This is a genomic window from Aquimarina algicola (assembly GCF_006443095.1).
Classification (GTDB): Bacteria; Bacteroidota; Bacteroidia; order Flavobacteriales; family Flavobacteriaceae; genus Aquimarina; species Aquimarina algicola.
The window spans coordinates 221,408-246,386 of sequence record NZ_VFWZ01000003.1; the positions used below are offsets into that span (position 1 = coordinate 221,408).

Annotated in this window: 25 protein-coding genes and 2 tRNA genes; 10 read left to right on the forward strand and 17 right to left on the reverse strand. The window is 31.2% G+C overall.

The window, feature by feature from the left end; translation table 11 throughout:
• Nucleotides 1-6 precede the first annotated feature (6 nt).
• From FHK87_RS11835 to FHK87_RS26225, 4 genes are all read left to right on the forward strand, one after another.
• The gene (locus FHK87_RS11835) at nt 7-387 is read left to right on the forward strand and encodes a DUF559 domain-containing protein (protein WP_140593092.1); all 381 of its coding nucleotides are present in this window, start codon (nt 7-9) and stop codon (nt 385-387) included.
• Entirely contained in the window at nt 377-1,639 is a 1,263-nt protein-coding gene (locus tag FHK87_RS11840; protein ID WP_140593094.1) for a putative DNA modification/repair radical SAM protein, read from the forward strand. The genes FHK87_RS11835 and FHK87_RS11840 overlap by 11 nt, the downstream gene beginning before the upstream one ends.
• Before the next feature lie 9 nt (nt 1,640-1,648).
• A complete protein-coding gene (locus FHK87_RS11845; protein ID WP_140593095.1) occupies nt 1,649-2,425 on the forward strand; it encodes a TIGR03915 family putative DNA repair protein in 777 nt (258 codons plus the stop codon).
• A 169-nt stretch (nt 2,426-2,594) separates the two neighbouring features.
• Entirely contained in the window at nt 2,595-3,032 is a 438-nt protein-coding gene (locus tag FHK87_RS26225; protein ID WP_226294213.1) for a hypothetical protein, read from the forward strand.
• A gap of 63 nt (nt 3,033-3,095) precedes the next feature.
• Here the strand turns inward: FHK87_RS26225 and FHK87_RS11850 are convergent, their stop codons facing one another.
• The gene (locus tag FHK87_RS11850) at nt 3,096-3,659 is read right to left on the reverse strand and encodes a nitroreductase family protein (protein WP_140593097.1); all 564 of its coding nucleotides are present in this window, start codon (nt 3,657-3,659) and stop codon (nt 3,096-3,098) included.
• A gap of 69 nt (nt 3,660-3,728) precedes the next feature.
• On the opposite strand from FHK87_RS11850, the gene FHK87_RS11855 reads away from it, so the two are divergent.
• Both FHK87_RS11855 and FHK87_RS11860 read left to right on the forward strand, forming a co-directional pair.
• The gene (locus tag FHK87_RS11855; RefSeq protein ID WP_226294214.1) at nt 3,729-4,436 is read left to right on the forward strand and encodes a methyltransferase domain-containing protein; all 708 of its coding nucleotides are present in this window, start codon (nt 3,729-3,731) and stop codon (nt 4,434-4,436) included.
• Nucleotides 4,436-4,867, forward strand: a complete 432-nt coding sequence (locus FHK87_RS11860; protein WP_140593101.1) for a hypothetical protein — start codon at nt 4,436-4,438, stop codon at nt 4,865-4,867. Before FHK87_RS11855 ends, FHK87_RS11860 begins: the two co-directional genes overlap by 1 nt.
• Nucleotides 4,868-4,875: 8 nt before the next feature.
• Here FHK87_RS11860 and FHK87_RS11865 read toward each other — a convergent pair whose 3' ends face one another.
• The 5 genes from FHK87_RS11865 to FHK87_RS11885 form a co-directional block, all read right to left on the reverse strand.
• Complete coding sequence (locus FHK87_RS11865; protein ID WP_140593104.1) at nt 4,876-6,003, reverse strand: pentapeptide repeat-containing protein; 1,128 nt, start codon at nt 6,001-6,003, stop codon at nt 4,876-4,878.
• 96 nt (nt 6,004-6,099) lie between these two features.
• Nucleotides 6,100-6,327, reverse strand: a complete 228-nt coding sequence (locus tag FHK87_RS11870; protein WP_140593106.1) for a hypothetical protein — start codon at nt 6,325-6,327, stop codon at nt 6,100-6,102.
• 461 nt (nt 6,328-6,788) lie between these two features.
• The gene (locus tag FHK87_RS11875) at nt 6,789-8,225 is read right to left on the reverse strand and encodes an NADP-dependent isocitrate dehydrogenase (RefSeq protein WP_140593109.1); all 1,437 of its coding nucleotides are present in this window, start codon (nt 8,223-8,225) and stop codon (nt 6,789-6,791) included.
• A 267-nt stretch (nt 8,226-8,492) separates the two neighbouring features.
• The gene (locus FHK87_RS11880) at nt 8,493-8,921 is read right to left on the reverse strand and encodes a hypothetical protein (protein WP_140593112.1); all 429 of its coding nucleotides are present in this window, start codon (nt 8,919-8,921) and stop codon (nt 8,493-8,495) included.
• 327 nt (nt 8,922-9,248) lie between these two features.
• A complete protein-coding gene (locus tag FHK87_RS11885) occupies nt 9,249-10,427 on the reverse strand; it encodes an MFS transporter (protein ID WP_140593115.1) in 1,179 nt (392 codons plus the stop codon).
• Nucleotides 10,428-10,520: 93 nt separating this feature from the next.
• Between FHK87_RS11885 and FHK87_RS11890 the strand changes: the two genes are divergently transcribed.
• Nucleotides 10,521-11,108 carry a Crp/Fnr family transcriptional regulator gene (locus FHK87_RS11890; protein ID WP_140593117.1) on the forward strand — a complete coding sequence of 196 codons (588 nt, stop codon included), beginning with the start codon at nt 10,521-10,523 and terminating at the stop codon, nt 11,106-11,108.
• 128 nt (nt 11,109-11,236) lie between these two features.
• On the opposite strand, the gene FHK87_RS11895 is transcribed toward FHK87_RS11890, so the two are convergent.
• The 9 genes from FHK87_RS11895 to FHK87_RS11935 all read right to left on the reverse strand — a co-directional run bounded on the left by FHK87_RS11895 (nt 11,237) and on the right by FHK87_RS11935 (nt 18,634).
• Nucleotides 11,237-12,085 carry an alpha/beta hydrolase fold domain-containing protein gene (locus FHK87_RS11895; RefSeq protein WP_140593119.1) on the reverse strand — a complete coding sequence of 283 codons (849 nt, stop codon included), beginning with the start codon at nt 12,083-12,085 and terminating at the stop codon, nt 11,237-11,239.
• 13 nt (nt 12,086-12,098) lie between these two features.
• Nucleotides 12,099-12,893 (reverse strand): MBL fold metallo-hydrolase, encoded by a 795-nt coding sequence (locus FHK87_RS11900; RefSeq protein WP_140593121.1) that lies wholly within the window; start codon nt 12,891-12,893, stop codon nt 12,099-12,101.
• A 157-nt stretch (nt 12,894-13,050) separates the two neighbouring features.
• Complete coding sequence (locus tag FHK87_RS11905) at nt 13,051-13,860, reverse strand: hypothetical protein (protein ID WP_140593123.1); 810 nt, start codon at nt 13,858-13,860, stop codon at nt 13,051-13,053.
• Nucleotides 13,860-14,495 carry a hypothetical protein gene (locus FHK87_RS11910; protein ID WP_140593125.1) on the reverse strand — a complete coding sequence of 212 codons (636 nt, stop codon included), beginning with the start codon at nt 14,493-14,495 and terminating at the stop codon, nt 13,860-13,862. Before FHK87_RS11910 ends, FHK87_RS11905 begins: the two co-directional genes overlap by 1 nt.
• Nucleotides 14,492-15,595, reverse strand: a complete 1,104-nt coding sequence (locus FHK87_RS11915; RefSeq protein ID WP_140593127.1) for a glycosyltransferase family 4 protein — start codon at nt 15,593-15,595, stop codon at nt 14,492-14,494. The genes FHK87_RS11910 and FHK87_RS11915 overlap by 4 nt, the downstream gene beginning before the upstream one ends.
• On the reverse strand, nt 15,595-15,981 hold the full coding sequence (locus FHK87_RS11920) for a hypothetical protein (protein ID WP_140593129.1): 387 nt from the start codon (nt 15,979-15,981) through the stop codon (nt 15,595-15,597). Before FHK87_RS11920 ends, FHK87_RS11915 begins: the two co-directional genes overlap by 1 nt.
• 6 nt (nt 15,982-15,987) lie before the next feature.
• Nucleotides 15,988-16,914, reverse strand: coding sequence for a hypothetical protein (locus tag FHK87_RS11925; protein WP_140593131.1), 927 nt, complete (start codon nt 16,912-16,914; stop codon nt 15,988-15,990).
• 1 nt (nt 16,915) lies between these two features.
• Nucleotides 16,916-18,067, reverse strand: a complete 1,152-nt coding sequence (locus FHK87_RS11930) for a glycosyltransferase family 4 protein (RefSeq protein WP_140593133.1) — start codon at nt 18,065-18,067, stop codon at nt 16,916-16,918.
• Nucleotides 18,068-18,076: 9 nt separating this feature from the next.
• Nucleotides 18,077-18,634: a LemA family protein gene (locus FHK87_RS11935; RefSeq protein WP_226294215.1), complete on the reverse strand. Its 558-nt coding sequence runs from the start codon at nt 18,632-18,634 to the stop codon at nt 18,077-18,079.
• A gap of 261 nt (nt 18,635-18,895) precedes the next feature.
• Between FHK87_RS11935 and lepB the strand changes: the two genes are divergently transcribed.
• From lepB to FHK87_RS11950, 3 genes are all read left to right on the forward strand, one after another.
• The gene (gene lepB, locus FHK87_RS11940; protein WP_140593135.1) at nt 18,896-19,573 is read left to right on the forward strand and encodes a signal peptidase I; all 678 of its coding nucleotides are present in this window, start codon (nt 18,896-18,898) and stop codon (nt 19,571-19,573) included.
• Nucleotides 19,574-19,718: 145 nt separating this feature from the next.
• The gene (locus FHK87_RS11945) at nt 19,719-20,192 is read left to right on the forward strand and encodes a hypothetical protein (protein WP_140593137.1); all 474 of its coding nucleotides are present in this window, start codon (nt 19,719-19,721) and stop codon (nt 20,190-20,192) included.
• A gap of 455 nt (nt 20,193-20,647) precedes the next feature.
• Complete coding sequence (locus tag FHK87_RS11950; protein WP_140593139.1) at nt 20,648-24,106, forward strand: VIT domain-containing protein; 3,459 nt, start codon at nt 20,648-20,650, stop codon at nt 24,104-24,106.
• A 671-nt stretch (nt 24,107-24,777) separates the two neighbouring features.
• Here the strand turns inward: FHK87_RS11950 and FHK87_RS11955 are convergent.
• Nucleotides 24,778-24,863, reverse strand: a tRNA-Leu gene (locus tag FHK87_RS11955).
• A gap of 22 nt (nt 24,864-24,885) precedes the next feature.
• A tRNA-Gly gene (locus FHK87_RS11960) sits at nt 24,886-24,957 on the reverse strand.
• Nucleotides 24,958-24,979: the final 22 nt, after the last annotated feature.

Consider the following 24,979-nt stretch of genomic DNA (forward strand, 5'->3'; position numbering starts at 1 on the left):
CTACTCATGACTTCACCAACTATCCCTATCCACCAAAGAGTATCAGAAAAAGTCATTAGATATTCGTTGGATAATGCTCAATTTGCTAAAGATACATTATATCAAGAATTAATTAAAAAAGAGTTTTATTTCACAAGAAATGAAAGTATCATGAATTACAATTTTGATTTTTATGCTCCAAAATTAAAAATTGCTATACAAGTTGATACATATGCACATGAGTTTTTAGATCATCATAATATAGATGCAACCAAAAAACTTTTTATAGCTTCTCTAGGGATTACAGTGTTTAGGTTTACAGATTATCAAATACTTACCGATATAGAAGAAATTATTAGAATATTAAAAAATCAAATAAAAACCACTACCCCGAATTATGTCATTTGAAAGAATTAGAGAAAAACTTTCGATTTTGGCAGATGCCGCAAAGTATGATGTCTCTTGTGCAAGTAGTGGTGGTAAAAGAAAAAATTCGAGCAAAGGATTAGGTAACAATACCGGTATGGGTATTTGTCATAGTTATACAGAAGATGGACGTTGTGTTTCTTTACTCAAAATACTTTTAACCAATCATTGCATTTATGATTGCGCTTATTGTGTAACGCGTAAAAGTAATGATATCAAAAGAGCTGCTTTCAAGATTCAAGAAGTTGTAGATCTCACTATTAACTTTTATCGACGCAATTATATCGAAGGATTGTTTTTAAGTTCTGGTATATTCAAAAATGCAGATTTTACAATGGAACGTCTGGTAGCTGTTGCTAAAAAACTAAGATTAGAAGAAAACTTTAATGGATATATACACTTAAAATCTATTCCGGGAGCAAGCGATGAGCTTATGAGAGAAGCAGGTTTGTATGCCGATCGCTTGAGTGTAAATATAGAAATCCCTACGGTATCAGGGTTACAGCTATTAGCTCCTGACAAAAAACATGAAGATTTTATAAAACCAATGGAAAAGGTTAAAAATGAAATCATTCAATACAAAGCAGAAAAAAAAATAATTAAAAGTACACCAAGATATGCTCCGGCAGGTCAAAGTACGCAAATGATTATTGGAGCTACCGGAGAAAGCGATCAGGAAATTATGTATTCTGCTACTTATTATTATAAGAAATTCAATATGCGTAGGGTATATTATTCAGGTTATATCCCCGTATTAGAGGATAATCGATTACCCGCTATAGAAACAGAAGTCCCGATTTTGAGAGAAAATCGCTTATATCAAACAGATTGGTTACTGCGATTCTATGGATTTTCTGTAAACGAAATATTTAATAAAGATCACAAAAATCTAGATTTGGATATAGACCCAAAACTTGGTTGGGCATTACGTAACCTACATGAATTTCCTATTGATATCAATACTGCTGATAAAAGAATGCTTGCCAGAATACCGGGTATAGGAATGCAATCTGTTTCTAAAATACTGCAAGCTCGTAGATTTAGAAAATTAGATTGGTCACATCTCAAAGCAATAGGAATAGCATTAAATAGAGCTCAATATTTTATTGTTTGTAATTCTAAAGATTTTTATAAAAAAGAACTCTCCCCTATCACACTTAAAAATATCATTATAAAATCAACGCATAGCAAGTACAAAAAACATTTTAGTCAACAATTAAGTCTCTTTACCTAACATAATACTATGGAACAACAAACTACTTTATTATATGATGGAAGTTTTGACGGATTTTTATGTTGTATATACATGATTTATGATGAAAAAATCAAAAATCCCTTTATCAGAAGAGAATCAGAAAAAAGTCAGCAATTGTTTGAGAACATAGAATATGTTACTACTGAAAAGCAAAAATCAAAACGGGTTTGGCAGGGATTCATATTAAAAACTACTAGAAAACAGCAACTTGATATTTTTAAAACTTTTCTAAGCGAAATCAAAGGAGTAGAAAATACGTTGTTTAAATATATCCAGACAGTGTTTAATGATAACACCAAGTATCTAACAGATTATGGGAATAAAGATATTCTAAAAATATCTCAAGTAGCAAAGATGGTAGGTCGAGAAAAACACAGAATGGAGGCTTTTGTAAGATTTGTTCTTACCAAGGATAATATCTATATCGCAACTGTAACTCCAGACTTTAATGTATTACCTTTAATAATACCCCACTTCAAAGATCGATATGCAGATCAAAAATGGGTAATCTATGATGTAAAAAGAAACTACGGTATTTTTTATGACTTAAAAACCGTAGAAACCATTACTATGGATTATTTTTCGAAGTTAAACCATTCGATTTCTAAAGAAGCATACGCTGATAAAGAAAATAGCTTTCAAGAATTGTGGTATACATATTATAAAAATGTTAATATAACTTCACGAAAGAATAAAAAATTACATCATCAACATTTACCAAAACGATATTGGAAATACCTTACTGAGAAGAGAAAAGACCTTTAATATCAAGGGGTAACAAATTTTTTGAATTGATTCTTTTTGAATTGAACAATACAAATGGGTTATTTTGCCACTCATGGTGTGTATTTTTTCCCCAGCATAAATTTCCAATAAAGGAAATAAAACACTATGTTTGACGTTAAATAACCAAAATTAACTATATCTATTCATTATGAAAAAAGTATTTTTAGGAGTATTAGCTCTAATGTTTTTAACAGTTATCTCTTGTAAAGAAGCTACAGACAAAGCAAAAGAAGGAGAAGAAAATGTAGAAGAAGTAGCTGAAGAAACTGCTGAAAAAGTAGAAGAAACTACTGAGGAAGTTGCTGAAAATGTAGAAGCTACAGGTGATGTACCTACTTTTAGTGATCCAGCTGTACAAGAGTACGTAAATGCATACGAAGAGTACATAGCTGAGTACACTAAGATCGTAGAAAGCAAAGATATGACTGCTTTTGCTGGTTTAAGCCAAAAAGGTCAAGACTTAGCTACAAAAGCTCAGGATATCTCTGGAAAATTAACTGGAGAGGATGCTAAATTGTGGACTGACTACATGACTGCTAGTTCTAAGAAAATGCAAGAACTTGCTGCAAAAATGACAGCTCAATAAGAAATAAATCTTAAACAGATTAAGATTTATAAAAACCATCTCAAAATTGAGATGGTTTTTTTATTATAACCACTCTACCTTATTATCAATCGCATCTCTTTTTGATTGTATTTCTTCATCTTGATCATAATGCCCTAAGTATAGAAATCCCAGACAACGCTCTCCTTCTTCAAAATCAAAAAAATCGTCCATATAGTTAATTAGCTTTGGGCTGCTCCAATAGCATCCTACTTTGTGTGCCGTACAAGTAAGCCACATGTTTTGTACCGCCATTGCTGTAGAAGCTATCTCTTCCCATTCGGGGATACGTGCTTTAGCATCTCGCTGCATGCATATCGCAATGATAGCACTAGCTGCTTTACAATTAGAAATTATCTTTTTATGCTTAAATGGAGAAAAATCCTGGTCTGTTGTTATATCTGTATAGGTATCTGACAAAAAAGTACCTAGTCGATCTTTTGCCTCGTTTTGAATAATTTTGAAACGCCAAGGTTGGGTAAGTCTATGTGTAGGTGCCCAATTCGCATTTTCTAGCAGCATCTTTATAAACTCTTTTGAGACTGGTTTTTCGTTATATTGAGGTGGAAAAATTGATCTCCTTCCTCTAATAATTTCATTTATATTCATATGTTTTTTTGTAAAGTTATTATTATTGTAAAGACTAAAAATCTGAATACAAACAATTAATATAATATTGTGAATCTAAGGGTTCGATTAGATACTAAAGAACAACTTGATAATTTTTCATTATCAGGCTCTTCTTTACACAAAACTTTATCTAGTTTACGACTAATAAACATACTCTTTGGGAACCGCAGACAACTTAGCAAAGCAATTTTAAAGTATTGTAAACAACATTCTTATCAAAAAACATTTCGTATCGTAGACTTAGGTTGTGGTGGTGGTGACTGCCTGATGTATATTTCTAAAAAACTAAATAAACATGGTATAGATGCTTCTTTTACAGGGATAGACGCCAATCCTGAAAGCATCTCTATTGCTACTCAAAAAACGCTAAAGACGAACAACATAAAGTTTTTGGTTCAAGATATTTTGGAAGAAAACTTTACTTTACCAGAATGTGACATTCTCGTGAGTAGTCATTTTATTTATCATTTTAAAGATAAAGAACTTATATCTTTTCTAGAAGGCTTACCTCATCAGAATGTAAAGCATGTTATTTTAAGTGAATTGTACAGAAGTAAAATGGCTTATTTATTATTTAAAACCGTTAGATATCTATTACCCATTACAAACATGGCAAAAGAAGATGGTCTAATTGCTATACGCAGAGCTTTTTCACAACAAGAATTAGAAACCATTATTCATAAAAGCGGATACACATCTTATACGATTAGTACAAAACCTTTTTTTAGATTTACAGCAGAAATTAACATACAATAATGAAAAATATATTCCTTACAAGCATAAAAACAATACAGCAAACACCAAAGACAATGTTGGCTACCTACGCTACTATTTATTTTCTTTGGGGATTGGGAATGAATTGGTTTGGTGCAGAAGTTGAAATCGCAAGATTTTCTTATTGGTGGCAGGTAATCACCTGTTATATCCTTTATATGGTTCCTATCTCTATACTACTTAAAAAATACTCTTTTTTTAATCAATATGCATACGGTCTCGTTGCCATGGGAATATTAGAATTTCTCGGCTATTGGCTACAAACTTCTTATGCATATCCCGATAATATTTTAGACAAATTATTTAACCCACAAAACTTCAGTTTGGGTATGGCTATGTTTTTTGCACTTTATTTTCCTGCGGGAAACTGGTTAGTCAACAAAGTACACAACGCGGTATTTCAAAAAAAATAATTATAATTTTACTTTCTGGGAACCAGAACAAATTGCTTTTTACCTTGTTTTTTGATACGATATTTATTTTCTAAATCACCGGCTCCTTCTAAGTCTAATTCATCGGCAATAAAAGACAACCAATCTTGCCTGTCTACAATTGCATTATCTAATATCGCGTCAGATAAGTTTGCATCTATTAATTTTGCTCCCCATAATATTGCTTCAGAAAGGTCTGCACCCGATAAATCTGATCCGGATAGATTTGAATTTGTAAGGTCTGCTCCTGCTAGTTCTGCATTTTTAAGGTTAGATTCGATCAACCTGGCTCGTTTGAGGTCTGCATCAGAAAGATTAATTTTATGCATATTAGCACCTTTAAGTTCACTGTTTCCTAGATTGGCAGCTGGCATATTAGCATTAGAAAGGTTTGCATAATTTAACTTCGCATACTTTAAATACACTCCTCTCCCTAATGAAACTTCTTTAAGGTAGCTATACTCAAAATCTCCTGCATAAAAAATATCACTCAAAGATTGTTGTCCCAAGTCACTTTTGATCAAACTATATAATAATTGCCCTCTTTCTGAACTTATTTTTTCTTCAATTAACTGACCATCTTCTATATACTGGTAAGGCTTCATTGCTCTCGATAAACTTACAATTCTAGCTTGAAGCGTATTACTAATATTATTTTTGGAGTTTGTACCTTTATACTTTAATTCTTCATTGAGATCTCCTAATACATTATCCATTACAAATACAAGAGAAGATCTACGGTCTGCTTCGACTAAATTATTTTGATTTTCGATAAACTTATTTTGATTCATTAGCAGTTTTGTTTGAAAAATCAACACTGCGGCAGGCACTACCCCAACTAAAAAAGCAAATAATCCAATTCGGGTTATTCTCCAAATTATACTTGATGATACATCCGATACTGTATCGACAGATACCGTTTTATATTCTTTGTATTCTGTAATCGCATTATTAATGCTTTTTTTGAGTCGAGAACCTAAAATGGGAACACTAGATCTTTTTAGCAACCACCATCTAAACCTTCGTTTTCTCTCATTTCCTCTATTTATTTTATCTAATTTATCTTGAAGAAGTTTGTTTTCTTTTTTTAATCTTTCAATGTATTCTTGCTCGTTCACGTTATCTTGATTTGGTTATTTGAGACGGTAATATATAAAAAGATCTTTTGATCAAAAAAGAAAGTTTTTTCAAACAGAGTGTTTAAAGCCTGTATATTACTTTTGATTTACGTAGGTAGTGATATCTTCTGCTATATCTTTCAAAAGGGATTCTTTGTGGTCTTCTTCTACGAGATTCATTGTATTGATTAGCAACTTCATATAACCTAAAACGTATTCTTTTTTCTTTGAATCGTTTACATATTCTTTACCTTCAATTATGATAAAAGTAATCAAATTACGAATGATCAATTTTATATCTGTTATATCTAAATCCTTATCCATATCAATACAATAAGATATTTTAAAAACTTTGTAGAAGATATAAGTTTAAAACATGGATCTTGAAAAGTGATTGTGATAAAATAGCGTTATCTAGATGAAATACTTTTTAATACGATATAAAACATTAATGCCTTTCAAAAAAGATAAATCACTAATACTCAAAACTTTTAAAAAAAATAATCGCCGATGTTATCCATCAGCGACTATTCATGCATATAAAAGAGTTTGTATTAAATTCTATTTCTCTTTACTCGTGCTTCTTTCAGTTTATATTCTTCAGAACATTTTAATAACATCAAGCATACCAATACAAATGCTGAAGCTAAAATCTTGTCCATCAAAAAGTTATTATTGAAAAAAGAAAGTATAATAACAAATACTATAAAAGAAGTACCAAGTATTGTATAAAAAATTGTTTTTGAGGTAATCATTTTATTTTGCTAAAAAATTAAATCAATATATTATTGTCCTTGTCCTAAAGAAAATGATGGTTTTCCATCAAAAGCATACAAATGCTCTGTTTTGATAAAATCTATATCATTTTCGAATGCGTTTTTTAGTAAATCAATGATATGTTCTTTTTCTGTGTTACTACCTTGAGTTGCACTATATCTACAACGCCAATGATCTGTACAAAAAGTTTCATCAAATCCGTTAGGCCAAACTTTTATACCTCTATTCGTAATCATTGTTAATTCTAGCTCACCAGTATTCAACTCTTGTAATTTAGAAGCTATTTCATCCGCATCAAAACCTGGCCAATGCACAAACATATCAACGCCCATTAGTTCCTTTTTTGCCAAAGGTTTACGTTCATACCTTGGTAATCGAATTGGGCTACTATCTTCATAAATCACAGCTTTTAGGTTTTTGGGAGTTTTACCAAGGTTATCAATAACGGCTTTTGCAAATTCTTTGGTACCAACTTTTTCTTTGCTTACACTATCTTTATAGATATCGTAGGTATGCACTCCTTCTTCTATTGTAGTTAACCATGCATTTTTAACTTTTTCGGCTACTTTTGTTTGTCCGAGATGAGTAAGCATCATAATTGCTCCTTGTAATAAACCTGATGGATTTGCTAAATTTTGTCCTGCTCGTCTTGGGGCAGAACCATGTATCGCTTCAAACATTGCACATTCTTCTCCTATATTTGCCGATCCTGCTAAACCTACGGACCCCGTAATTTGAGCGGCAACATCAGACATGATATCTCCATAAAGATTTGGCATTACGATTACATCAAATGCTTCTGGAGTATCTGCCATTTTTGCTGCTCCTATATCTACAATCCAATGTTCGTTCACTATATCTGGATACTCTTCTGAAATCTCTTTAAAAACTTGATGAAACAATCCATCTGTTTGCTTCATTATATTATCTTTAGTAAAGCAAGTTACTTTCTTACGATTGTATTTTTTTGCGTACTCAAAAGCATATCTAATAATTTTTTCGCAGCCCGGTCTACTTATTAATTTTAAACACTGCATCACCTCATCAGTTTGTTGATGTTCTATCCCCGCATACAAATCTTCTTCATTTTCTCTTATGATCACAATATCCATATCAGGATGTTTTGTTTTGATAAATGGATGAAGGCTACTGCATGGTCTTACATTGGCATATAAACCCAGAAATTTTCTTGTTGTAACATTTAGGCTTTTGTATCCTTTTCCTTGTGGAGTTGTAATTGGTGCTTTTAAAAATATTTTATTTTTTCGAATTGTATCCCATGATGTTTCTGAAATCCCAGACGTATTACCATCCAGATACACTTTCTCTCCAATCTCTATTTCTTCAATTTTTAATTGAGCTCCGGCTGCCATAATAATTTCTAAAGTAGCATCCATAATTTCTGGCCCAATTCCATCTCCTTTTGCAATCGTGATTGTATCCATAAAAAGTTTTTGTTTTAGAATTACATTGCAAATGTGAGAAGAGTTTCTTATTAATTTTTATTTATATTAATTATATAAAACATAAATAAAATTAATGCTTCATTTTTTTTAAGTTCTTTTAAATAAGCAAAAAAGGTGATCTAAATACTTAGACCACCTTTTACATCAAACTTATAAAATCAACAAGTCATATCAACAAACTCTCTCTAAGTTTGTTTGAAAAGCATAGATTTTTATTCAATAGACATACGAATTTTACTTTGATACTTACAGAAATAAGCTTGGCATTAAGTTGATTACAATCATAGCAATTCCTATGATTATCCCAAGAATACCAAGTTTACCTTGTTTTGGTGCTAGTTTAGCTCTAATTTGTTCTGCTTTTGCTTTTGCTTCAGCATTTTTGGATAAAAATAACTGACTCATCAGTCCATAACCTAACATGAATCCTAAACCAGCTTCTACAACGCATCCTAATACCCAGACTGCCCACCATATTGGTGCTGTAGAAAGCATTCCTATTGCTAAAACTGCAGAGATAATTCCCCAGAGTCCCCAAAACAAAAATACAAGCCCAATCCAACCTTGATATGGTGCAACTTTGTCTAAAAGTTCTTTTGCATTTGGTTTTTTAGATAACAATAACGATGGTACTGCAATAATACTTAACAGGATTAATGAAATTCCCCAGATCATAATTATAAATTTTTAAGATTAGTATGAGACAAAATTGCGCAAAGAAGAGTTATAAAAAACCACTGAAAACAGTGAAAATGTATTTATTCCCCAAAAATATTTTTCCTTGCACAGGAAATGAAGTGCTAATCATGGGGTTTTAAACACTTTAAAAACCACCATATCTAACTAAAAATCAAGGACATAAAAACCAAAAACAATATATATTCAAATAAAAAAGCGAGTAACCAACATTAACTCGCTTGTTTAATCAAAACCGATTGATTGCGTTTAACAATCAAATACTAAGAACGTAAAAATGAAATCGCTAGTATATTTGCAGATGTACTATTTTGAAATTTTCATTTGTTTTGCAGCTCTAAACAGCATAAAAGCTATAGCTATCATAGTTATTATAGAGCAAGTATAGAAAATCGTTGGTACGTTTATGATAGTATTTTGAAAATACCATCCAGAGCATAATGCTCCAAAACCTATACCTATTTCTAGTGCAATATACATGGTTGCAATAGCCTTTCCTTTTTGATTGGGAATACTCATATCAATCGTCCATGCATTTAGAGCCGGAGATAAAATCCCCATTGCCAGACCATAAATAGCAGCACCTACCATTAGTCCTAACACTGTATGATAATACCCTATAACAATCAAGGACACCAATAGTACAATAAGCCCTATAATAATAACAGGAACGCGTCCATGAATATCAGATATTTTACCCGCTACAAAACGTATAGACAGTGAAGAAATCGTAAAAACTATAAAAAATAACCCTTTATTACTTACTCCAACAAAATCGCTCCAATCAGGAATAATTGTAAGTATCACGCCAAATGAAAGGTAAGACAATAAGACTATACATGCAGGAGCCAACACTTCTGGTGCAATGATATCTCTTTTTGATATTTTTAGAATCGAAAATGAAAAGGTTTCTTTATTCGAAAGTGTTTCAGAAACTTTTCCCATTAAAACAAATGCCAAAACTCCAATTATTGAAGAACAATAAAACAAAATAGAAAAAGAATAGTATGATTTTATTAAACTTCCTAATGCTGGACCTAGTGCTAAACCTGTACTAAAAAATAATCCTTGAAATCCTAATGCTTCTCCCCATCTTTTGGGTGGAATAATATCAGAAACGTATGCAGATATAGCAGTTGGTGTAAATCCTGTAGAAAACCCATGAAAAAGTCTTAGCAATAAAAAGCCAATCACAGTACCAAGTACAGGATACAATAATCCACAAACGACACATACTAATGTACCGACAATCATAACAGGTTTTCTACCAATACTATCAGCGAGTTTTCCACTAAATGGCCTTGACAATCCTGCTGTAAGTGTAAACAAAGAAATAATTAACCCCTTATACTCTGCTCCACCCAAACTACTCAGGTAAGAAGGTAATTCAGGGATCAACATGTTGTAACTCGCAGAAAAAAACAATGAACTTAAACAAATTAAACCAAAACGAAGATTGTAAACAGGGTGCTGTTCTGTTTTCATAATTATAAATAGAATGATTATTATACTTTTACAGGTGTAAATAAAATACTATTCATAAATTCATAAAAGGACATTTGTCCCAGCATCAATAAAATGATACGGATTAATAAAGAAGTGTTAGATTATATTACAAAATTATACTGTGCTAAGAATCATCAAGGCATAGAAATTCTTGATATCATGAGCGGACAACATATTATAGAACAGCAATCTAATGTCTATGATGTATATATCGTAAAAAGTGGTTTGGCAAAGTGTTATTTGACAGAAGATACAGGAAAAGATTTTATACAAGAGTTTTTTGGAGAAGGAGAAGTTTTTGGAGAAGTAGAAATGTTTAACGACGAACTAAGTTTTTGTACTATAGAGGCTATAAATCAAATGGAGGTTTTTAGAATAAAAAGAAATCATTTTACACAATTAGTTGAAACCGACTCAAAACTTAATAAACTTATATTAAAAACACTAGCACAAAAAATAAGATATACTGCATTAAGGCATTCATATCATCAATCGCATCCTATCAGAGTAAATTTATTAAGATTACAAAAGCAATTCCCTAATTTTATTGATGTAATCGCTAAAAGAGATATCGCCAATTATTTAGGTATTACCGAACGAAGTTTAAATAGAAATTTAAAAACTTTAAATGAATCAAAAAATAATAGATCAATAAACTGATTACTTTTGTATCCATTCTGAAATATCATCAATTATTTTTTCTCCCTCTTCTATTGATGATGATAAGTTCCAAAATGTATGAAACATTGATTCATATTCTTTAAAAGTAGTTTTTGTGCCTAACTGCTCTAAAATAATATTGATTCTTTTGTTTGATCCAATAACATCTCTGCCGTCCCAATCGAAATAAATGTTTTTGGTAATCGTATCAGATTACTTTTATCAAAAGACAACGGATATTTTAGTTGTATTTTTTGCTCATTAAGATATGCATTGTAGCAGTTCAATAAATATTTGCTATCTCCAACATCATTTTTTGAATTTGTCTTAATTGTACCACTTTGAGATGTTGGCTCTGCCCAAGGAGAGATTAAAATACAACCTTCTATTTTTAATGCATCTTCTTCTGAAAGATTCATATATGTTGAAAGTACAAGAGCGGCTCCGGCAGAATCTCCTGCCAGATATAGTTTATGACCTGAATATTCTTTTATAAAAGTCTCTACTATTTCAACTGCAAATTCTTGTGCAGCAGGATATTGTGCTTCGGGAGCTGTCGGATAAAAAGGAACCAATATTGTTGAATGTGAGGTGATAGCAACTCTAGAAGTAAATTCAATATTAGCTCTTGGAGAACCAAGAACATATCCTCCACCATGAAAATAAATTATAATTCTATCATTATAAATCTTATCATTTGTCTTAGGCATTATTTTCAAATAATTTCCTACTTCTGTCTCTAATTCTTCAATTTTGATTTGATTTTTTAGTTTTGGTTTAGGAGAAAATTGATTTGACAACTCTTTTAACCACTTTAATCCATAAATATTAGAGGATAATAGTGTGTACCTGGTTGTTGCCCAAATTAGCTCTGTTTTTAAATTCCATTTAGGGTTTTGCTTTTTACCAAATACTCTTTTTAGCAATACACCTATTATTTTCAGCAATAACCCAAATGCATATTTCAAATTATTCATATTGTATTACTTTTTAAATAGTAAGATCGGTACGTTTGCCTCTTTCTAGAAAAACAACTTTTTGCCTTAACTCCTCTTCTACCTTTGATAATTCTTTTTTTACTCCTTCATCATTTTCTTTAAAATGAGACCATCCTACATTGTGAATAGGTATCGCTATTTTTGGGTCAATAGTAGATACTGTTTTGACAAATCCTTTTGCATCCATTGTAAATTTACCAAAGCCAGTCAAATACCTAAACTCTGCACTACCTACATGTATCAAAGCATATGTGATTGGCTTTAATTTTTCAGATATTTCAAAAATTCCTTTAAAGAATACTGTATCTCCACTTATGAATACGGTGTCTTTTGATGTACTTACCTCAATATAAAAGCCTATAACTTCTCCAGAAATAAATTTAGGAAGCCAATTTGGGTGATGTTGGGCAGGTGTAGCGGTAATTTTTAAAATTGAAGAATCATTCTTGTTTTTCAACTCATAAGACTCCCATGGTTTCATCCCCTTTGCATTACTAAACTCCTTTTCTGTCTTATGAGTGGATAAAATTAAGGGAACTGATTTTGCAAACTCCTTACCTTTAGTATCAAAATTATCTTTATGCTGAGGATGACTTAATAAAATTAAATCAATCGCTTCTAGCGAAGTATTATCCAAAATAGGATTAGAATATTTTTTTGAGATGGCTCCATATCCATGATGATATATTCCACCTGCATTATCAAGCACAGGATCTGTTAATATTTTAAATCCTTCTATCTCTATCAAACAGCAGGCTGTATCTATATGAGTTACATTAATATTCATACCCCTAAGTTTATTATAAACTTAGAAAAATTAAATCATATTCAAAAACAGAGCATATTCTTTTATTTGTTTATAAAATCATCATGTTTGATATGCTTGAATAGGCAATCCATAATCATTTATTATAATGAGATGATTTTATTTAAAAAATCAATTTCTAAGCAATCGAATTATATTTTTTTCTTTTGAATTGATCATCAAACGTTCTTTTAAAAGGAAGGAAAAATTGTTTTTGACGATAATTTTGTGTTGCATAAAAAGTATTAAACCCACATGCTGTAAAAATTTTAGTTGATGCGTGAAGTAAAGAAAAAATTGGCCTTTCAGAAAAAATAAAAGTGACATTTTCATCTTTGAGCTTTTGCATTTTACTAAATGTCTGGATATAGATATGCTCACTATTTTTTCGGTATAATTGCGCCAATCTATACAATTGGATTACTTCTTCTTCTGGTCCGGAATGAAGAATGAAGAAAAAAGGAATTTGCAAATTAATTTCTTGTTTTGAGAATATAAAACCTTCTTTTATAGGCACTGAAACTGTCTTCGAAAAATTATAATGTTCGAGCATAATACCTTTTTCTAAAACAACCAAATCATCGTACTGAGGTGAAGCATATTTATCAAAATAAAATGGCTTAAGAATACGTGCTAATATCGTTTTCTTGATTTTTATGACATCTAGATTGTGTAGTTCTCCATAAAAACCACTAGGAAAAACATCAACTACAAGCTCACGAACATTAAATTGCTTTATGATTTGGAGTAAAGTTTCAAAAAACAGTATTTGATTCTTAAAAAAAGAATCAGGATAATACATCGTTTTTATTTCTTTGGGAAGAAATGTTTTATATGTTGAGTTTGTCATTATAATACATGACGAAAACTCAAGTGCTCTTACTTTAATATAACTTAATATTCTATTGAGATGCCCTAAACCTGATCCGTATGCATAAAACAATATCACTATAACTGTTTCAATAATTCTGCAAGAATAAATATTCTTTGATCTTCAGGAATTTCGTTTATCGCTAAAACTGCATATGCATAACTACTTTCATCAGAAGAAAATTGATATAAAACCTCATCATTTACCGCAATTGAAGAATCTCCTAATTGTACCTCATATACTGTATTTTCATCTTGCTTTATTTTGATCTTATCTTCATACTTTTTAATTTCAAAAGCATTTTCATTTTCTTCATTATTCGACACTTTAACTTTATCAGGGTACACTTTTATTTTCCATAATAAATTTGATTTACTATCCCTTAATTTAAAATCACCTGCTTTAAGCTTTACTTCGTACACCATAGACCCATTGGTGTAAAACTTATGCTTATCAGGTTTACTTTTGCTCATGTACTTACTTCCCGCTGCATAAACTGTTAATGGTTCTAGAGTAAATCCTCCTATTTGCTCTCCAGAAGGGCTAGAGATAATTGTTTGAGCATCAATAGTTGTTCCTTCAACACTGGTTTCTTCAACACTGGTTTCTTTTACTGTAGTCGCATCTGTAGATGAGTTATTTTCTGTTTTGGTTTTACAACTATTTGCTAATATCAAAACGCAAAATAGGAATACTGTATATATATTTTTCATACCTGTAATTTATTTAAATAATTTGTGATCTCTTTTTCTTCTGTATATTCATTACTTATTTTATCAAATAAACGATTAGAAATTTCATTTTTTGCTTCTTGATCTAACCTATGAACTTTGGTAAGTATCTCTAAAAGACTAGAAGGCTTTAATGGATTAAACAAAAAACCATCTTTTTCATGTTCGATTACATCTTTTATACCACCTACATTTGAACCAATAATCAAATTTTTTGACGCTCCTGCTTCTAACAATACATTTGGCATGCCATCATAAAAAGACGGAATCAAAACTATATCTGCCGCATGATAAAAAGTTATTAATTCATTTTTATTTACAAAAGAGAAAAACCTAACTGTAATATCAAGTTGATCAATGTATTCTTTGGTAGACGCTTCTATGTCTCCTACCATCCAAATTTCATATTCTTCTTTATGACTAAAAACAGAAAAGGTTGTTGAAAATTCTAGTATTCCTTTTTTAGCTTTTAATTGTCCTACAATTACAATTCGTTTTCTTTCTTCTGAGCTACTTTTTAAGGTATCAATTCTTTTTAATTGGCTTTTAGCCGGTTGCCATAAGTTACAGTCAATCCCATTGTGGGTAAAATATACATCAGGGTGTTGTATTAATTTGGTTATTTTATCCTTTTTTTCACTAGTAACTGTAAAAATATATTTTGATTCCTTTAGTGTATACAAAAGTGCTTCACGTCTCTTAGAAAAAATTGCCTCGTCAAAATCGTTTCCTCTTATAAACGTAACTAACGGCTTCTCTAAACATTTTGATAAAATAGGCCCTAAAACAATAGGAAGATGTCCTCCAAAAACAACTATATATTTTACATCTTCTAATATCGATAGCCCTTCTATAAACTGAAAAGCCAAATTGAGTGTAAATTCTTCTGAATTATAAACCGGTACTGCTGTATAACTACCTTGAACAGCTGCTTCTGTGCGAAATTTTTTCCTTTTATTGGTAAAATGAATCACGTGTACGTCAGCTTTATGCTTTCTAAAGTTACGAACGATTCGATCACATGATTCTGCCATCCCCCCTTTACTAGGATGATAATGTTGAGTAATAAAAAGAAGGCTCATTAGCTGTCAAAGTAAGAAGTACTGTCGTCTGTATCATCATAATAATCATAATGGTCATGCCCCATAAATAACGATCCATAATCCTCTGCTATAAAAGTCATATACTCATATTCTCTATGAAAACGTTCTATCATTTTTCTACGCCATACGTATCGATCTTTTGAATATAGCTCTATGTCTTTGGTTAATCGTGTATCTTCTTCTGTAAAACATGACAAACACAATTTTTGATCACCACCACTTGCTCCATTATTTGTCAAAGGTTTAAAAGCATGTACCCTGCAAATCGGTTTACCACATTTCATACAATTATAAACCTTTATAGCATCACAGGTACGTAGCACAAATAACCCGATAGTTTCTTCACATTTTTGTCTTTCTTCCATATAAATTTACACTCTTGGAGTTACACAACTATAACTAACATTTATCAAATTAATGAGTTCTAAAGCAAAATAATCAGAGGAGAACATTTCTATAGAACTTGATGCATATGGTTGATATTTTTCTGGATGCTCATTTCTAATATCAAATTTTCTGATTGTTTTTACGATATAAAAATCAGTATCTTCTGCTAATTGTATATCAGATGTATCAACTTCTGATTTAAGGATATACTTTGCCTTCGGAATTTTCATTTTCAATACAAAAGGATATACAGATTTATATTTTTGTTTCGTTTTTCTTTTACCGCTGGCACTTCTTTTTTTAACAACACGATTTCTCAACCGTTCTGTAAAATTAAAAGAGAGCATACATCCATCACTAAGGAAACATGAACCGTTACTAATCTCTTTTTCATAATAATAGTTACTTCCTGAAATAAATCCTCTGGTGTTAGACTGATGTTTTTCCTGTTTTACCAGGTTTGCAGATTGCATTGTATTTTTTACATTGGCTTCTAATGAAATTCTTGATTGCGGTTGTAAATCTTCTTCTATTAATGCAAAAAAAGCAGAAAAATAATCTGAAAAAAAGTCAAAACCATCTGTATAATTTTTTCTAAACTTACTTTTTGTTTTTGACGTTAATATTATCGCAACACCTATAACTGCCAAAATAAATAGGAAAAAAGGGAAGTAAAAAAAATAGTTAATTAAAAATCCCAGAGCTATCAAGATCACTGCACCAAACCAGATTTTTTTTAGTTCTTTCTTCTTTTTAATATTCGCATTTTCTCTTTGTAAAACACAGGCTCTAAAAAAACGAATCCATTTGAGAGGTGTTTTTTTTGATTTGAATCCTCTATGCAAATGAGCCCTTTCTATTGGGGCTCCACTAAATTGTTCTGCTGTTAAAACAGTTCCTTGTTGACTCATATTAAATAGCTCTTAGGTCTTCGTATACCTGATTTAGTTTTTTCAACTGTGATGACCAGGTAAATTCTTTTTTCATTTTTTCTAATGCTTGATCTGACAATGCTTTGCATTCTTCTGGGTTATCTAATAAGAAACGGATACATCGAGCTAAATCTAATTCTCTATCCGGCTCGACCAACATAGCTTCTTTTTCAGAAACAAGTTCTCTTACTACGGGTAAATCTGATGCTACCAAAGTAGTTCCACACGCCATAGATTCTAATATTTTTAGCGGGCTACACCCTTGTATAATATTTCGATCACATGCTTTTAGCGGTGCTATTGATAACTTTGCAAAATGTATATAATTATACAATGTTTCTCTTTGCAATTTTGATTTTATAATGACCCGGTCACTGATTTCTAATTTTTCTATTAATTTTTGTAATGGTTTAAACGCTTTTTCTTTTACAGACGAACAAATCAGTAATTTCAAATCTTCATAATCTTCTAAAAAGGCCATTGCTTTTAGAAGCACCTCTATTCCTTGCCATCGTTGTAGCGCTCCAAAATAAATAATATAGTTTTCTGGGGCATCATCCGGTCTTTCAAAAACATCAGGAATGTAGGCTCCATTTGGAATTACCTGAATCTTATCTTCTGAGACATTATAATCAGACATCAAAAACTTTTTTGTGGTATACGAAGGCGTTACAATAACATCAGAGTTTTTGAGACATTTTTGTTCTAAGAATTTAAGTTTATTTAAAAAATCATCTGTAAGATTCGGATAACGATAAGGGAGTTCTACAGAGGTAAGTGCATTAACCTCAAAAACTGATTTTACATTTTTGTGTGCTATGATCCCCATGCCACTCCATATGTCTCTAAAATGCGCAATTTCAATATCATTGACATTTCTTTCTATTTCTAAAAAGATTTCTTCAGAAAATAAAGAGGCTTTTTCCAGATAGTTTAATTTTTCTTCAGCATAATATCTTTTAATCAAAATATTTTCATGCTTCTGTACAGCAGGTAGCTTATCATTCCCCCTCAAACACAATAATCTAAGTTCGTCGCCATGAGTAGACAACTCAGATATCATTTCTTTGATGTGGGTAGATGATCCTTTAGAACTAGGAAACACATCATAAGCGGCATAAACGTTTAGCATAGTATAATGTTAAAACGATACTCTTGTAGGTTCTCGCTGTGAGGCATCTTGAATTTCAAAGAAAGTCCCTTTATCAAAGTTGAACATATTAGCAATAATATTAGAAGGAAAACTCTCTATAGCAATATTATTATCTTTTACTGTACCATTATAATACCTGCGCGCCATCTCAATTTCTTCTTCTATTGCGCTCAACTCATTTTGCATTTCAATAAAATTTTGATTTGCTTTTAATTCGGGATAGTTCTCTGCAATAGCAAAAAGATTCATCATAGAGTTTTTAAGTGCATTTTCTGCGTTTCCTTGATCGGATACTGTATTTGCATTTTGAGCCAGATTTCTTGATTTGGTAACATTTTCAAAAAGTTCTTTTTCGTGACTGGCATATCCTTTTACGGTTTCCATAAGATTAGGTATCAAATCATTTCGCTTTTTAAGAAAGACATCAATACTACTCCATCCTTCTTCCATAAGGTTTTTCTTACTAACCAAACCATTATAAATCGAAATTCCTGCTACAAACAATAGAACAATAAGTCCTAAAACAATAATCATAAATATACTCATAGTTGACATACAATTTTAATCACAAAAAAATGAAACTCAAGATCGAACAAAGATCATTATTTTCATGATTTGTTAAAAATATAAATAAATATTGACAGATCGTTACATTATCCTAGTAGAATGCTTTATAAATACCTAAACTAATTCTTATCACAAATTTGTTTACACAAGACAATACTATCTTGGTTTTGTTTGATATTGTTACTTTTATACTTTAGAAGTGATGGAAATATATCCTTTATGGGATTGTTGTAGCATATTATGAAGAATAAAATAAAAACGGTATTAATAGTTATTGTAATTTCATTAAGAGTTTGTAATGTATTTGGGCAAACAGACATGCTGAAAATGTATAATATCCCAACAACTGCAAATGAACCTGAATTGAAACTTCATTCAAAAATTTTTGTTTCCAATTTAATTGACTTTAATAATGGCGATTTTGTTTGTTATGAATATAAAAACGAAAAGTTCGGTAAACATTTAAGAGTTCATCGACTATTAGGCAAATCTGGTGATCTTATTGAGGTTAAAGACGGGGTTCTTTACCTAAATAAAAAAAATATTGATAAAAGTATGGCTTTGAAACATTTCTATATTCTTGACCCAGATGAATTCCAAAAATTACTAGATAAAGAGCTTATTGAGGAAAAAGATATTGCTTATAGGACAAAGGATAAAATCTTTATTTTTCTAATTAATAAAATAGCACAGAAACATGGACTATCATCAAAAATACAGATTGAACCTAAAAACCGAACAGATAAGAAAATTGTAAAAAAGTATAATAAAAATTGGAATAGAGATAATTTCGGGCCATTAAAAATTCCTGAAGGGAAATGTTTTGTGATTGGCGATAATCGTCATAATTCAGAAGATTCTAGATATATTGGACTTATAAATAAATTGGACATTGTTGGCACAGTAATCCGAAAATAAGACACTACAACATTATTAGACCTAATTATGAAAATGAGAAATACTTTAATTTTATTATTAATAATATCAATACAATTTACCAAAGGTCAAACAAAAACTGATTTAGATATAGGCTTCCCTATTGGAAAAAAAAGAATCAAAATATTTGACAAAATCTCTAAAGAAGATAATTAAAAGTACTCAACTCAAAATTTATGCTCCGGCTAATTTTGAAAAAACTGACTTTGATAAACCTGATAAAATTAATTTTGAATTGCTTAAAAAGGTTCTTTGGTTGACTAAAGACAATTCTGATTTTGACTTTGGAAGGCCTAAATCCGGAAATATAAGAACAGCATCAATAGAAATTAAAAATAAGATCCTTAAACTCAAGGAATTTGTAATTGAAGATCAAAGTTCTATAAGAGCATATGTCGAAGTTCATATGAGCTTAAACAATTTAGGCGAATGGAAGGTGATTAATCTATCAATTTCTGAATATAAAGGTTGTTATTGTGATTTAGAAAGCTCTTGCGAAGAAGTAACAACTAACTTTTTTCCTGATAACCAACAGATAAAGAAAACCTTCTCTTATCCCAATGGTTGTTGGAATCAAGGCGTCTTTTTTATCAACGAATAATAAATAATTACTAGCTTCACAACCAAAATCTCTAAAACAAAATAGTTATTCAAACTTTTAACAGCAATTAAAATTAGAAATGAAATAATCATGAAAAAAATGACCACTAGGCTCAGTTAAAACTTAGAGATCAATAACTTGCCACAATCGACAGATTACAATTATCATCTAATACAGCAGGCTATCTACAGTTTTCTTTACATGGCACAGTTCTAAAGCATAGAAACCTAAATAAAAACATACAACAAAAGTATTTACCTAAATCAAAAGGGCATTTTACATTCATAAAAGCTAAGTTGGCTCATTTCATTTTCAACCTTATAAGTAAGTTGGATATTTTTGAACCCTAAATAACATTTTTTTGTATTTATGGGTTTTGTTTAAAATAGTATTATAGAAACAGACATCTCCTTTAGTACATTACTCAAAACTAAAGATTAACAAAAACAACGACTATGCCAATCAAATCTATACATCTGCTTCTTTTTTGTATTCTTTTTATAAATATTACCTATTCACAAAACCAATTGATTCATGGGGATGATGCTGAAAGTATTTCGATACAAAAATTACAATCGACCTCAACCATTTTTGGAGATTTAGGAATCACAGAATATACTGTAGAGATTTTTAATTCCTTAGAAAGACAACTTTCGGGAGAATTACAATTTCCGCTATCAGACCAGCAAACAATTATTGGATATGCACTAGATATCAATGGAGAACTTAGAGAAGCGGTTGGAGTAGACCGAGCAAAAGGAAGAGCTGCTTTTGAAAATATTGTAAGCCGCTCTATTGATCCGGGCTTATTAGAAAAAACAGAAGATAATAATTTTAAAACAAGAGTATATCCTATACCTGCCAAAGGTAGCAGAACTATCAAACTTACAATCCTGGATAAATTAATATGGGAAAATGGAACAATGCGTTTTAAGCTTCCTGTACATTTTAAAGAAAAAATAGCTCAAAAAGACATCCAAATCAATTTTGTTGGATTTACAGATCAAATACAATTTTCGAAAATAAAATCATTTGATATCAACAAAAAAAACGGAAATATATCATTACAATCAAACACTGTAAAAAACTTTGATATCACAATAACGCCAGTGCAACAATCATTCTCGTACTATCAAAAAATCAAAGGTCAATTTTATTATTACACTACAACACCCGTTTTAAAAAACAACAAAACTAAAACACTACCTAAAAACATTACAGTACTTTGGGATCACTCCAGATCAAGAAAAGGACAAGTAGATACCGAAATTGAGTTTTTAAAGGCATTGGCAAAGAGACTACAACATGTCAATATCAATATAGTTCTATTTAATACTCAAATAACAGAGACCAAAAAGATAAATATCAAAAATGGTAATACTAAAAATCTAGAACGGTTTCTGAATGCTATCCCATATGATGCAGCTACACAATATGGATGCATTACTCAATTTCCAAAGTCAGACATTACATTATTATGCAGCGATGGATTATCTAATTTTGGGGATATTAACTTCAAAAATAGCGATGGGATATTACATACAATAACAGCACAAGCCTCAGGTAATCCTTCACGTTTAAAAGCCATTGCGACTTCACATGGCGGCGCATATATTAATTTGCAAAACAAAACCTTAGACAATAGTATTTCAGAATTACTAGAAGAAGCTTCTCTTTTTTCAGGATGTAAAGAAAACGAATTTACCGAATATTATCCAGAGCAAAACACTCGCATTTCAAACGCACGTCTCTCAATAGTCGCCAAGGGAAAACATACTAAAACCATTACCCCTACAATCAATCATAAAACAGATACATTAAACCCAATCACCCCTATTAAGATAGATACTTCTATCATAGATTTAGAACAACTATTTGCCATAGAAAAAATAAATAATCTAAGTCTTTATCCAGAAAGATACAGAGATCAAATAACATCTTTAGGATTGCAATACAATCTATTAACAGATTACACATCACTTATTGTACTTGAAAATATTGAAGACTATATAGAAAATGAAATTGTGCCTCCAACTCGTAAATTGAAACAATTATATTTTGATAATCTAGCGGTAGCCAAACTAGAAAAAGAGGAGATCATAACCGAAGTTTTCTGGGAACAAAACGAAGCTTTAAACGATTTATTAATTTGGAGATTTCCTGAAAAAGAAGAAGAACTAGAACGAGTTCTAGAAGCAGCTGAGAAAAATCTAGAAGCAATTGAAGACCGTATTGAAGTTAAAAGGGAAAAGTTAGAAGCTTTATTAACAGAAAAAAAATCATTAATCACTCCTAAAACTGAAGCCCCAATCATTGATGAAAATTATGAAACTCCCTCTTCTGGGGATGCCAATATAAACATAACAGTAACACAGAATGGTGACGAATATCTTGTTAGTGGAACGATAAGGGAGAATAACGAATACGGACTACCTGGGGTTAATGTCTTTATAAATTCTGGAACAATAGGCACTCAAACCGATTTTGATGGAAATTTCTCTTTAACAGTACCTATCAACACAACATTGAATTTTTCTTTTATTGGTTATCAAGGCGTGCAACAAACTATTACTCCGGGAAGTCATCAAATTGATATGCCAGAAGATAATGCTGTACTCGAAGAAGTAGTAGTGACCGGGGTTGCCAGCAATAACCCTAAATACAAAAATAAGATCGATTTTTTAGAAAACGCACCAAACATAGACGATTATCAAGTATTCAGTTATAATAAAGAACTGATTATCAAAAGAAAAAACGAGCATATTATTTTGGGAGAATCTCCGTTGGTATTTGTAGATTACGATGACGATGACTTTGACACGCTACGTTGGGAAGATGGACAAGATGAACTTAAATATTTAGATTGGGATGATATTTTTTCGCTAGAAATCATACCCCAAAAAAAAGCAAAACAACTTGGTGGTGATATTGCAAAGAGTGGAATCATCTTTGTTTACACAAAAGATTTTGTTGAAGATGACGCAATATCAATTCCTATCGTGTATAACAAACATATCATTCATGAACTCTCTAAAAAAGTATGGAACAATATTCCAAAATCTTTATTAAAAATTAAAAAATATAAACCTCAGAAGCGATATCAAAAATATCTAAGCCTTGTTACAAATCAAGAACAACCCGTAGGGTTTTATATGGCCGCAGGAAGTATTTTTAAAGAGGATGCACCAGAAATCGCAGCTAAAATCTGGTCTAATATTGCAGAAATACAATTAGACAATCATGAAAACATGAGAACACTTGCCTATTTGTTACGCTCTACAGGGTATTATAAAGAAGCCATACCTATTTTTGAAAAAATTCTAGCTTTACGACCAGACGAGCCTATTGCGCATAGAGATTTAGCCGTTACTTACGAACTCAATAAAAACTACACCAAAGCAGCAAAAGTGCTGAAAGAAGCATTAGAAGGGAGCTGGATTGAAAGAAATCGCGACCCTGATGACTATGTAGAGGTTTTAAATACATTATACAATGATTACAATACCATAGCTGTAAAAGATAATAATCTTAAAAAAGAAAAATACATGGTCACGGGTGATCTAAGAGCCGTATTAAATTGGACATCTAGCAATACCGATATCGATTTGCATTTGATCACTCCTGCTGGAGAAGATTTCTACTATAGTAACGATGAATCAGAAAATATTAGGTACAATACTGATATTACTCAAGGCTTTGGACCTGAAGAAATCATTGTAAAAAATGCTAAAAAAGGTACATACAAAATACTGATTGATTTTTTTGCAGATCGCCAGCAAACTATTCATGGCCCGGTTGGAGTGTCTATAGAAATCTATAAATACTTTGGCACCGATAAAGAGGAACGTATAGAAAAAGTACTAACATTAACCAAAGAGCAAGACGATATACTAGGCGCTTTGATTGAGTTTTAAATTAAATTTATATGATTAGTATAATATGAGGTTGTGAGACCGCTGTGCTTTGAGGAGTGAGGTTTGAGGAGCTTAAAAGTTAAACTCTGTAGTAATTATTCTGTACTTTTTACTTTCAATTTCAAAACTGTAATTTTATATGATGAGCTACAATCAAAACCCATGTAAAACTATTGCTAAGGATTACAAAAGTACTTCGATCTATTTAATGATGCCATGCAATCCCAAAATGTAGCATTAAAAAGCTTTTTCTTGCTCCTCCTAAGTATATAATTACAGAGATTACCCCCTTAACTATAAGGGTATGACGCCTGAAAAAACTATTTACAAGTACTTCTATAATCCTTCGAAGTACTTATATAACCTTTACTACTACTTACGTAATACCTTTGAAGGATTAAACAATAAATGATAAACATAAGTTAAGCGTCAAAAAACATTCTAACTAGGAATAAAAAAGATATCATTAGGCATAAAAGGCTCAAAAAAAGTGCTTAGCAGTACTATAAATAGTCTCAATTCATCTTATCGTTTTGAAGATTCTATAGGTATAACACTATGAGTTTTTTGTAACTTGAAGAATTCATAGTATTTAAGAAGTTTGAAATAAAAAGATCAATCAAAACTTGGTATAAAAAAATAACCCTTTGAAAAATCAAAGGGTTATTAAGTACTGAAGGCGGGACTTGAACCCGCACGGGCATTACTGCCCATTGGATTTTAAGTCCAACGTGTCTACCAATTCCACCACTTCAGCATGGACTATATGATTGTCTCAGAGCGAAAGACGGGATTTGAACCCGCGACCCTCACCTTGGCAAGGTGATGCTCTACCCCTGAGCTACTTTCGCAGTAAGTTATGAACTTCGCAAC

Bases quoted from the DNA above. Each gene is read 5' to 3' on its own strand.
- FHK87_RS11835 (WP_140593092.1), top strand. From the start codon at position 7: ATGACTTCACCAACTATCCCTATCCACCAAAGAGTATCAGAAAAAGTC.
- FHK87_RS11840 (WP_140593094.1), top strand. From the start codon at position 377: ATGTCATTTGAAAGAATTAGAGAAAAACTTTCGATTTTGGCAGATGCC.
- FHK87_RS11845 (WP_140593095.1), top strand. From the start codon at position 1,649: ATGGAACAACAAACTACTTTATTATATGATGGAAGTTTTGACGGATTT.
- FHK87_RS26225 (WP_226294213.1), top strand. From the start codon at position 2,595: ATGAAAAAAGTATTTTTAGGAGTATTAGCTCTAATGTTTTTAACAGTT.
- FHK87_RS11850 (WP_140593097.1), bottom strand. From the start codon at position 3,659: ATGAATATAAATGAAATTATTAGAGGAAGGAGATCAATTTTTCCACCT.
- FHK87_RS11860 (WP_140593101.1), top strand. From the start codon at position 4,436: ATGAAAAATATATTCCTTACAAGCATAAAAACAATACAGCAAACACCA.
- FHK87_RS11870 (WP_140593106.1), bottom strand. From the start codon at position 6,327: ATGGATAAGGATTTAGATATAACAGATATAAAATTGATCATTCGTAAT.
- FHK87_RS11875 (WP_140593109.1), bottom strand. From the start codon at position 8,225: ATGGATACAATCACGATTGCAAAAGGAGATGGAATTGGGCCAGAAATT.
- FHK87_RS11880 (WP_140593112.1), bottom strand. From the start codon at position 8,921: ATGATCTGGGGAATTTCATTAATCCTGTTAAGTATTATTGCAGTACCA.
- FHK87_RS11885 (WP_140593115.1), bottom strand. From the start codon at position 10,427: ATGAAAACAGAACAGCACCCTGTTTACAATCTTCGTTTTGGTTTAATT.
- FHK87_RS11890 (WP_140593117.1), top strand. From the start codon at position 10,521: ATGATACGGATTAATAAAGAAGTGTTAGATTATATTACAAAATTATAC.
- FHK87_RS11895 (WP_140593119.1), bottom strand. From the start codon at position 12,085: ATGAATAATTTGAAATATGCATTTGGGTTATTGCTGAAAATAATAGGT.
- FHK87_RS11900 (WP_140593121.1), bottom strand. From the start codon at position 12,893: ATGAATATTAATGTAACTCATATAGATACAGCCTGCTGTTTGATAGAG.
- FHK87_RS11910 (WP_140593125.1), bottom strand. From the start codon at position 14,495: ATGAAAAATATATATACAGTATTCCTATTTTGCGTTTTGATATTAGCA.
- FHK87_RS11915 (WP_140593127.1), bottom strand. From the start codon at position 15,595: ATGAGCCTTCTTTTTATTACTCAACATTATCATCCTAGTAAAGGGGGG.
- FHK87_RS11920 (WP_140593129.1), bottom strand. From the start codon at position 15,981: ATGGAAGAAAGACAAAAATGTGAAGAAACTATCGGGTTATTTGTGCTA.
- FHK87_RS11925 (WP_140593131.1), bottom strand. From the start codon at position 16,914: ATGAGTCAACAAGGAACTGTTTTAACAGCAGAACAATTTAGTGGAGCC.
- FHK87_RS11930 (WP_140593133.1), bottom strand. From the start codon at position 18,067: ATGCTAAACGTTTATGCCGCTTATGATGTGTTTCCTAGTTCTAAAGGA.
- FHK87_RS11935 (WP_226294215.1), bottom strand. From the start codon at position 18,634: ATGAGTATATTTATGATTATTGTTTTAGGACTTATTGTTCTATTGTTT.
- lepB (WP_140593135.1), top strand. From the start codon at position 18,896: ATGAAGAATAAAATAAAAACGGTATTAATAGTTATTGTAATTTCATTA.
- FHK87_RS11950 (WP_140593139.1), top strand. From the start codon at position 20,648: ATGCCAATCAAATCTATACATCTGCTTCTTTTTTGTATTCTTTTTATA.